The sequence below is a fragment of the Candidatus Proelusimicrobium excrementi genome (assembly GCF_937881865.1).
Lineage (GTDB): Bacteria > Elusimicrobiota > Elusimicrobia > Elusimicrobiales > Elusimicrobiaceae > Proelusimicrobium > Proelusimicrobium excrementi.
Genome location: NZ_CALGEO010000019.1, coordinates 1 through 7,976 on the forward strand (window position 1 = coordinate 1; position 7,976 = coordinate 7,976).

The 7,976-nt window shown below is 41.7% G+C and carries 8 protein-coding genes; 1 reads left to right on the forward strand and 7 read right to left on the reverse strand.

Going from position 1 to position 7,976, the window contains the following annotated elements:
• Window positions 1-70: 70 nt before the first annotated feature.
• The 3 genes from ACQY26_RS01310 to ACQY26_RS01320 all read right to left on the reverse strand — a co-directional run bounded on the left by ACQY26_RS01310 (window position 71) and on the right by ACQY26_RS01320 (window position 3,903).
• A complete protein-coding gene (locus tag ACQY26_RS01310; RefSeq protein ID WP_428047286.1) occupies window positions 71-994 on the reverse strand; it encodes a phospholipase D-like domain-containing protein in 924 nt (307 codons plus the stop codon).
• An 88-nt stretch (window positions 995-1,082) separates the two neighbouring features.
• Window positions 1,083-2,453, reverse strand: coding sequence for a UDP-N-acetylmuramoyl-L-alanine--D-glutamate ligase (gene murD / locus ACQY26_RS01315; protein ID WP_428047279.1), 1,371 nt, complete (start codon window positions 2,451-2,453; stop codon window positions 1,083-1,085).
• Window positions 2,431-3,903, reverse strand: a complete 1,473-nt coding sequence (locus ACQY26_RS01320; protein ID WP_428047280.1) for a UDP-N-acetylmuramoyl-L-alanyl-D-glutamate--2,6-diaminopimelate ligase — start codon at window positions 3,901-3,903, stop codon at window positions 2,431-2,433. Before ACQY26_RS01320 ends, murD begins: the two co-directional genes overlap by 23 nt.
• A gap of 35 nt (window positions 3,904-3,938) precedes the next feature.
• Between ACQY26_RS01320 and ACQY26_RS01325 the strand changes: the two genes are divergently transcribed.
• Window positions 3,939-4,709, forward strand: coding sequence for a TIGR02757 family protein (locus ACQY26_RS01325; protein ID WP_428047281.1), 771 nt, complete (start codon window positions 3,939-3,941; stop codon window positions 4,707-4,709).
• A 76-nt stretch (window positions 4,710-4,785) separates the two neighbouring features.
• Here ACQY26_RS01325 and ACQY26_RS01330 read toward each other — a convergent pair whose 3' ends face one another.
• From ACQY26_RS01330 to ACQY26_RS01345, 4 genes are all read right to left on the reverse strand, one after another.
• Complete coding sequence (locus tag ACQY26_RS01330) at window positions 4,786-6,027, reverse strand: thioredoxin domain-containing protein (RefSeq protein WP_428047282.1); 1,242 nt, start codon at window positions 6,025-6,027, stop codon at window positions 4,786-4,788.
• A gap of 15 nt (window positions 6,028-6,042) precedes the next feature.
• A complete protein-coding gene (locus ACQY26_RS01335) occupies window positions 6,043-6,525 on the reverse strand; it encodes a hypothetical protein (protein ID WP_428047283.1) in 483 nt (160 codons plus the stop codon).
• Window positions 6,515-7,024: an RNA polymerase sigma factor gene (locus tag ACQY26_RS01340; protein WP_428047284.1), complete on the reverse strand. Its 510-nt coding sequence runs from the start codon at window positions 7,022-7,024 to the stop codon at window positions 6,515-6,517. The genes ACQY26_RS01335 and ACQY26_RS01340 overlap by 11 nt, the downstream gene beginning before the upstream one ends.
• 86 nt (window positions 7,025-7,110) lie before the next feature.
• Window positions 7,111-7,812, reverse strand: coding sequence for a glutamate ligase domain-containing protein (locus ACQY26_RS01345; protein WP_428047285.1), 702 nt, complete (start codon window positions 7,810-7,812; stop codon window positions 7,111-7,113).
• Window positions 7,813-7,976 lie beyond the last annotated feature (164 nt).

Consider the following 7,976-nt stretch of genomic DNA (forward strand, 5'->3'; position numbering starts at 1 on the left):
TTCGTCTCACAAGCCTTATGGGTGCGGCAAATATCAAATTCTCCAAAGAAGATTTGCTTGGACTCAATGCTCAACTCAATAAGATTAAAAAACCGTAATATTCCAACAAAAGCCCATCTTTTGATGGGCTTTTGTTGTCTGATTTTATAACGACAAATCTTGACATTATAATGTTTTTATTGTAGTATATATTATATACAGCATCGTCAACATCGTTTTTTATATTAGACCAAGATTCTAAAAAAGTTGAGGATGTGCTCCATTTATATTCATCAAAATTTTTAAGATTAATCTTTGCAATGTCTTCAATTGCTATGGATAATATATATCCGTAAAAACTCGTAGTTTCTGATATATACTGTTCTATAATAGGTATAGCATCTGTGCCAAGCGCCACTAATTCATTGTATTCTGGGTTGTTTTTAATATAATCATACGGATTTGAGCTGAATCCTAATGGCATATTATTTACATAGAAACTTCCATCATAGTTTAGGCTTGCTTCAATTCTCATCGACACTTCATCAAACAAAGACTCTATCTGAGCCTTGGTTTTAATTGTGGCAAATGGACAAAGCAATAATGTGATGGAGGTTAGTGTTATCATCAGTACTAATACTGTAGTTGATATTATTTTAGCTTTTTCTTGCTCATTTAAATCATCTAAAAAGTTATTTTTCATTTTATTAACAACTTCATCATCTATTATAAGCGCTCCGTTCTCAAAATGCAAGTATAAACTTCTATAATCAACATTTATAGTCCCTACAACACCATATTTATCATCTGAGATAAAGTTTTTTGCATGATTAAATCCTGGAGTATATTCATATATTCTAACTCCATTTTTAAGAAGCATTTCATAGTGACTTTGTGTTACCATATAAACAAGCTTTTTATCAGGTATTCCAGGGACCATTATTCTTACATCAACATTTGATTTTCTAGCTAAAATAAGATTATCAATAAACTCTTTATCGATAATAAAGCAAATAAATTTAAAAAGTACGGGCGGAGGTTTTACTCTCCGCCCGTTTCTGTAACTTTAAAGCAGTATACGGATACTAATCCTTAATATATGTTTAATGCTTCCGCACGTATTCTTTTACTATCTGTTTAAAAACCTGGCCGCGGTGTTCAAAGTCTTTAAACTGGTCGAAAGACGCGCAAGCCGGAGAGAGCAATAATATATCGCCTTTTTGCGCTTTTGAAAATATATATTCCACGGCATTTTGCAAATCGCCCTTTTCCGTCGCGGGGAAGCGTCCGGAAAGCTGCTGCTTTATGTTTTTGGAATCTTCCCCTATCAACACCGCGTGCTTGCAAAAGCGGTTTAAAAACGGAAGCAAAGGTTTGTAAGGCGCGCCTTTGCCGCGTCCTCCCAAAATAATCCAAATTTTATTTTCGCTTTGCAAAGTTTTTAAAGCCGTCAGAGTGGAATCTATATTTGTGGCTTTTGAATCGTTATAACATTTTATCCCTTTATACTCGCAGAAAAATTCTATTCTGTGTTCGGGGCAGTTAAAAGTGTTAAAGCCGGTTTGCACGTCTTTTTGTTTTACCTTTGCGGCAAAAGCCATTAAAGAGGCCGCCATGGCGTTTTCTATATTGTGCATTCCTATCATAAGCTTGGGCGGTTTTATGTGATATCCGTCGGAGAAAATCATCTCGTCCCCGTCATAAAAAGCGTCCACTTTAACGCTGTGGCGCGGCGTGGAAGAAAACGCAAGCACTTTGCAGGGGGCTTTCTTCATAAACTTCACGCAGCGTCCGTCCGCGCCGTTGGAAATAAAAGAACAGTTCGGCGTTTGATCTTTAAAGATTTTGCCTTTTGCGGCGATATATTTTGTCAAGCTGCCGTGATGTTCTTCGTGATCCGGCGTGATATTAAGCAGCGCGCTTACGTAAGGTTTAAAATAAGTGCTGTCTTCCAGCTGGTAGCTGGAAACTTCAATAACCACAATGCTGCCGGGTTCTATGGAATCCGCCACGGAAGAAAACGGTTTGCCGATATTGCCGACGGTGTAAACTTTACGGTTCTTCTTTTCGCTGAGGCAATGGGCTTTCATAATTTCGCTAAGCATTACGGTGGTGGTCGTTTTGCCGTTTGTGCCGGTTATTGCGAATATTTTGCAGTTTTTCGGTATAAAGGCGCAGGCCGTTTCCAACTCGCTGAAGACGGGCTTTTTAAGCTTTTTCAGCTTTGTCAAAACCGGGTGCCTTGGGGATATCCCCGGGCTTTTTACGGCGAAGTCGCATTTAAAAACCGCTTCTGTGTGCCCGCCCGTTTCCGTTTCTATGCCTTCAAGCCCGGTCGGCACCGGCATAACGCCGCTTTCGCTTATAAGTACGTCAAAGCCTTGCCTTTTTAACAAACGGGCGCAGCTTATTCCGCTTTTGCCCATTCCAAGTACGCAAGCCTTTTTGCCTTTAAATTTTTTTGGTGAAAACATATTCTCTTAAAGCCTTTTCGGCTTCCTCCCTGTCGGAAAAATGTATAACGCCGCCGGGCAGTATTTGGTAGTCTTCATGTCCTTTGCCGGCTATTATTACAATATCGTCTTTGCGGGCCGCGCGGACAGCCTCAAAAATGGCTTGGCGTCTGTCCGGGATAATGTTGAAGTTGTCGGCAAAAGGCATTCCGTTAAGAATATCGGCGAAAATTTTATTAGGGTCTTCTTTCCGCGGATTATCTTTTGTTATCAGTACCAAATCGCTGTTCTTAGCCGCGCTTGCGCCCATAAGGGGGCGTTTTGTAGTGTCGCGCTGCCCTCCGCAGCCGAAGACCGTTATTATGCGTCCTCTTTTAAACGGGGCTACGGCGTCGTAGGCTTTAAGCAGGGCTTCGTTGGTGTAGGCGAAGTCTACAAACAAATAAAAATCTTGGCCTTCGTCCACTCTTTCCATTCTGCCGGGTACGCCTTTTAAAGCGGCAAGTCCTTTTATCGCCGTTTTTATATGTATTCCCAGGCGGCTTGCCACGGCTATTGCGGCCAAAGCGTTATATACGTTATGCGCGCCCAAAAGGTTCAGTTTCGCGCTTTCTCCGTTAACTTTAAACGTTACGCCTTCAAGGGAAGTTTTTATATCCGTCGCGGTAAAATCCGCCGGTTTGTTTAAACTGTAAGTTATAAGTTTAACTTTGTTTTTTAACATCTCGGCCAATTTCTCGCCGTAAGGATCGTCTATATTGATAATCGCGCTTTTCTTTTGCTTTGCGTTATCGGGGGAGATTAAATTCTCAAACAGTTTTTTCTTTGCGGCGAAGTAATTGTCAAACGTGGAATGGAAATCCAAATGATCCCTTTGCAAATTGGTAAATACGGCTATATTGAAATCTATTCCCCGTACGCGCTGATATTCCAACGCGTGGGAAGAAACTTCCATAACCACATCTTCGCATCCGGCTTCTTTGGCTTGGTAAATTATATTTTGCAGCAAAAGCGGCGCCGGCGTGGTATTGGGGGCTTTGCTTATCATTTTGCCGTTTACGCGGTAGTTTATGGTGCCCATTACGGCTGGTTTGCGTTTGGCTTCAAACAAAATGCTCTCGGTGAGATAGGAAATACTGGTTTTGCCTTTTGTGCCCGTGATGCCTATCATGTTTAAGGAGTTTGAGGGATTCCCGTAAAAAGCGCAGGCCGCGTCGGCCATTGCTTCGTCGATATTAGGCACCTTTATTACCGGGACGGGATAAACTTCTTCAAGTTCTTCCTGCGTAACTACTGCGCAGGCCCCTTTTAGCAGAGCCGAAGGGATATATTCATGCCCGTCCACCGTATGGCCTTTAACGGCGAAGAACACCCAGTCCTTTTGAATTTCTTTTGAATTTTGGCTTAAGCCTTTAACTTCGATTTGCGGCAAATTTTCTTTATAACGGCCGAAGATTTGATTAAGTGTCATATATTTATATAGTAACAAATTGCTAGAATTTATTTATGATTACAAAAAAATGTTTGGATAATATTTATCTTAAATACAATAAATTTAATTTAATATCTCCCGATCCTCTTCAGTTCGTGCATCTTTATAAAGACGGCGCGGATAAGGAAATAACGGCTTTAATAGCTTCAAGCTTCGCTTACGGCAATGTAAAACAAATAATAAAAACCGTTGATAAGATTTTATCAATTTTAGGCCCTTCCCCAAAATCTTTTATCATAAATACGGAACGCGCCGAAATGGAAAAACTTTTCGCCGGGTTCAAATACCGTTTTACGGTTGAAGAAGAACTGGTAAACCTGCTTTGCGCGATAAAGGCGGTTCTTAAGGAATACGGCAGCCTGGAAAATATGTTTTTATCTTTCTACGAGCCGGGCAAAGACTATCTTGCGGCGCAGCGCGCTTTTGCGGCTAAATTGAGGAGTTACGGCAAAATAGATACCCTTATGCCAAATCCCGCCAAAAACAGCGCTTTAAAACGTTTGAATTTGTGTTTGCGTTGGTGTATCCGCAAAGATGAAGTCGATCCGGGGTGCTGGTCCAAAATACCGGCAAGCTGCCTTATTGTGCCTTTGGACGTGCATATGCACCGCGTGGCGCGTGTGCTTGGCCTTACAAAGCGCAATCAGGCCGATATGAAAACCGCCGTTGATATTTCCGCCTCTTTCGCCAAGCTTTGCCCGGAAGATCCCGTTAAATACGATTTTTGCTTAACGCGTTTCGGCATCAGGGACGATATGAGCGAAAAAGACTTGGAAAATATCTGATTTTTCAAACTTTAAAATCAAATCCCCCGGGAAATGAGAAACCCGGGGGATATTTATTTGATACTTCGGGAGCAAATTACATATTGGTCAAAAGCAGTATCAGCAATCCCAAAAAGAGCAGGCACAAAGCCAATTTGGTAAGGCCCAAATGCTTTTTAAGGAAATCGTTGAAACCTTTTGATTCATAGCCCATAACGCTTAAAGCGAGTATTACCGCCAGCGGCACTATGAACATCAAATTGTAAACCAGCAGATATAACATCGCTCTTACAAAATGCGCGTCGGCCTCTTTAAGTATCAGGGCGATAGTCGGCAAATATACTTGCCCGGTGCAAACGGCTTCTACCAAGGAAACTATAAAGCCCACGGCCAAAGCGGCCAATATCAGCCTGAAAGTGCTTTTTTGCTTATCTCTCAGGAAGAAGCGCATTACTTTATGTATGTACTCTTTGTAGCTTTTGGGCAGCTGCAAAAGAATTTTATTATAATCTTTCGTCTTCTGATATATTAAAAAGTCATATAAGCTTAACAGCAGGAACAGCGCGCACAACGCTATGGTAAGCCATTTAAAAATCATCATTACATAATAAAAAGAGCTCATCGCGTAGAGGAAGTTAAATAAGCCCAAACCTATGGCTATATAGGCTAAAAACACCGCCAAGCAATAAGATGACCCTATTAAAAGAACCTCTTTTCTGTCATATTTGTATACCGCCAGGAAAGAAACAAAAAACACTATCACGGCAAAAGCGCACGGATTGATGCCGTCTATTAATCCGGCGGCTATTATAGCCCAGAAGGTTATTTGTTCAAACATATTTAAGGTTTCCTGCCTGCTTACGCCGGGCGCTATTTGATCGTTTTCGCAGGAGGCGTCTTCTTCCGCCGCGGCTTTTTGCGCGTTGGCTTTGCATTCGGCTATATAGGCTTTGGTGCCGAAGTAAGTCCTTTCATTGTTGTCTAAAGCTTTACGTATGGCCGCGTCCGCGCCGGTTTTTATTTCCGCCGGATATCCCATAAGCACGCTTTCTCCCACCACCATGCAGGGCACCCCGGCCGACTCCACTTTATATTCCGCCAGCGTATCGTTAAAAATTATGTTTACGCCGGGCTGGCTTACGTCGTATTCCACGAGTTTTACCGTATCATTATAAAGTTTTTTAAACTCGTTTAAGTATTCTTTTTTAAGCCTTTGGCAATGCCCGCACCAAGGGGCAGTAAACAAAGCGGCTTCAAGCGGCTGCTTCTGCGCGGCGTAAGCCGAAGCGTTGGCAAATCCCAAAACCGCTATGGTTAAGAGCAGTAATTTTTTTAGCATTTATATCTCCTTAAATCAGCACCTTACGTCAAAAGACATAACCGGGTGCACTTTCGTTTTAAATTTTTCCCCGCAATCGTCCAGCTTCTTCTTTTCGTCCTGAGAGAGCTTTTGATTGCTTTCTTCAAATCTTTGGCTTAGACGGAAAATTAAATCATTGTTGTAATCGTTTAAAATTTCTTTTGGGCATTTGGCCATAATCAATTTGCCCTTTTCCGCGGCCTGCTCAAACCAATATCTTGTTGAAAGATCCGCGCATTCTTCCTGAGTTAGTGCGGCGTTTTCATGCTGGTGTGGGGCCGTATTTAGAACGGGGTTATGCGTCATAGGCCAAAACACCAAAGCCGCCAGTATTGCTGCAGCCGGCAGCAAAAGCCATACCGCTTTTAAGCCTTTCGGCGTTTTGTTGATTTTGGCGTAAACCTTATTTTGCGCGGTTTTGTTTTTATCAAAATCGGTTTGCCGATATAACTTTGTTATTTTTTCTTCAGGCGACATTTTCTGCCTCCAATAAAAGCTTTAGTTTGTTTAAAGCTCTGTTTATTAATGTTCCGGCGTTGCTTTCGCTTATTTTTAAAGTTTGGGCTATTTGCCCGTTGCTCATGCCGGAGTAAAATTTTAAAGCCAGTATATCTCTGTAATTGGATTTCAGTTTGCCCATTGCGTTTTTAAGGATTTGCTCCGTTTGTTTCTTTTCGGCGGAAGCTTCCACATTTTCCGTTTCAGTTTCGCCGGCCAAGTCATCCTCAAAATCCGAAAGAGAAAACACTTTCCTTACGTAATACAGGCGGAAGTAACTGTTAACCTCGTTTCTGGCTATGGTAAAAATCCATTGCCTTAAATTGCCCTTAGCAGGGTTGAAAGAATTTTGTTTGTCAAAGACTTTCTGCCATGTCCGCGCGGCCAAATCTTCGGCCAGATTTTTATCTTGGGCGCGCAGCAGGATATAAGCGTATACCGGTTTAAACAATTCTCTGTAAGTATCGTCAAAATCCATAAATATCTCTGCGCCCCTCATTAATACTACGCATGAAAGTTAAAAATATCACACTTAAAAACCGGCCTTTTCGGGGCCGGTTTTTATCAGAACTTTTTATCCACGTTCATCAGGCACTGCCTGCACGGCTTTTTGGAGTAATCTTTATCTTTTATCGCGCGGAAGATTTGCTTTGCGAAATCCGTCAATGTCGGGTCTCTCGCGCCCATTACAAGCACCACGTCGCCGGGTTTGGCCGCGGCGGCGATGTCGGCTGCGGTTTCATTCCTGCAGGGCAAAAATTTTACGGGTACGCCGTTATGTTTCAGGCCCTCGTAAATCAGCTTGCTGGAAATATGCTCCGGTATGGTTCCGCCGGCATAATAAATTTCGCTTAACCAAAGGATATCGTCCTTTTTGATTTGGCGCGTAAACTCCTCAATAAACTCCTTAAGCAGAAGCTGTACGGAAGTAAAAGCGTGCGGCTGAAAGAAAGCCAAAACCCTTTTCCCTCTTAAATGGGCGGCTTTTAAAGTCGCCGCCAGTTTATGCGGGTTGTGGGCGAAGTCGTCTATAACTTCAACGCCGTCGGTTTTGCCTATGGTGTTAAAACGTCTGTAAACGCCTTTAAATTCTTCTAAAGCTTTAACTAAATCGAAAAATTCTGGAATTGGTTGCTGTTTTTCGTCCAAATATTTACCATTTAAAATCTCCATTAAGAAATCATGGTCTGCTTCTCTGTAAGTGATAATTTCACCACGCTCTAAAATATCGAAAGCCATTAAATACAATCTAACAAGATGCATCATATGCTTTGATAATTTACCATGAGCAATAGCTTTAGAATTACGACTACCAATTTTAGCATAATCACTAAGAACATTACCCATATCACACAGCATTCCCTTAAAATCTCTTAAAGGGTAATGAGTAATATGAATATCTGCAAAAATTTCTTTATCAAAATCTTCTT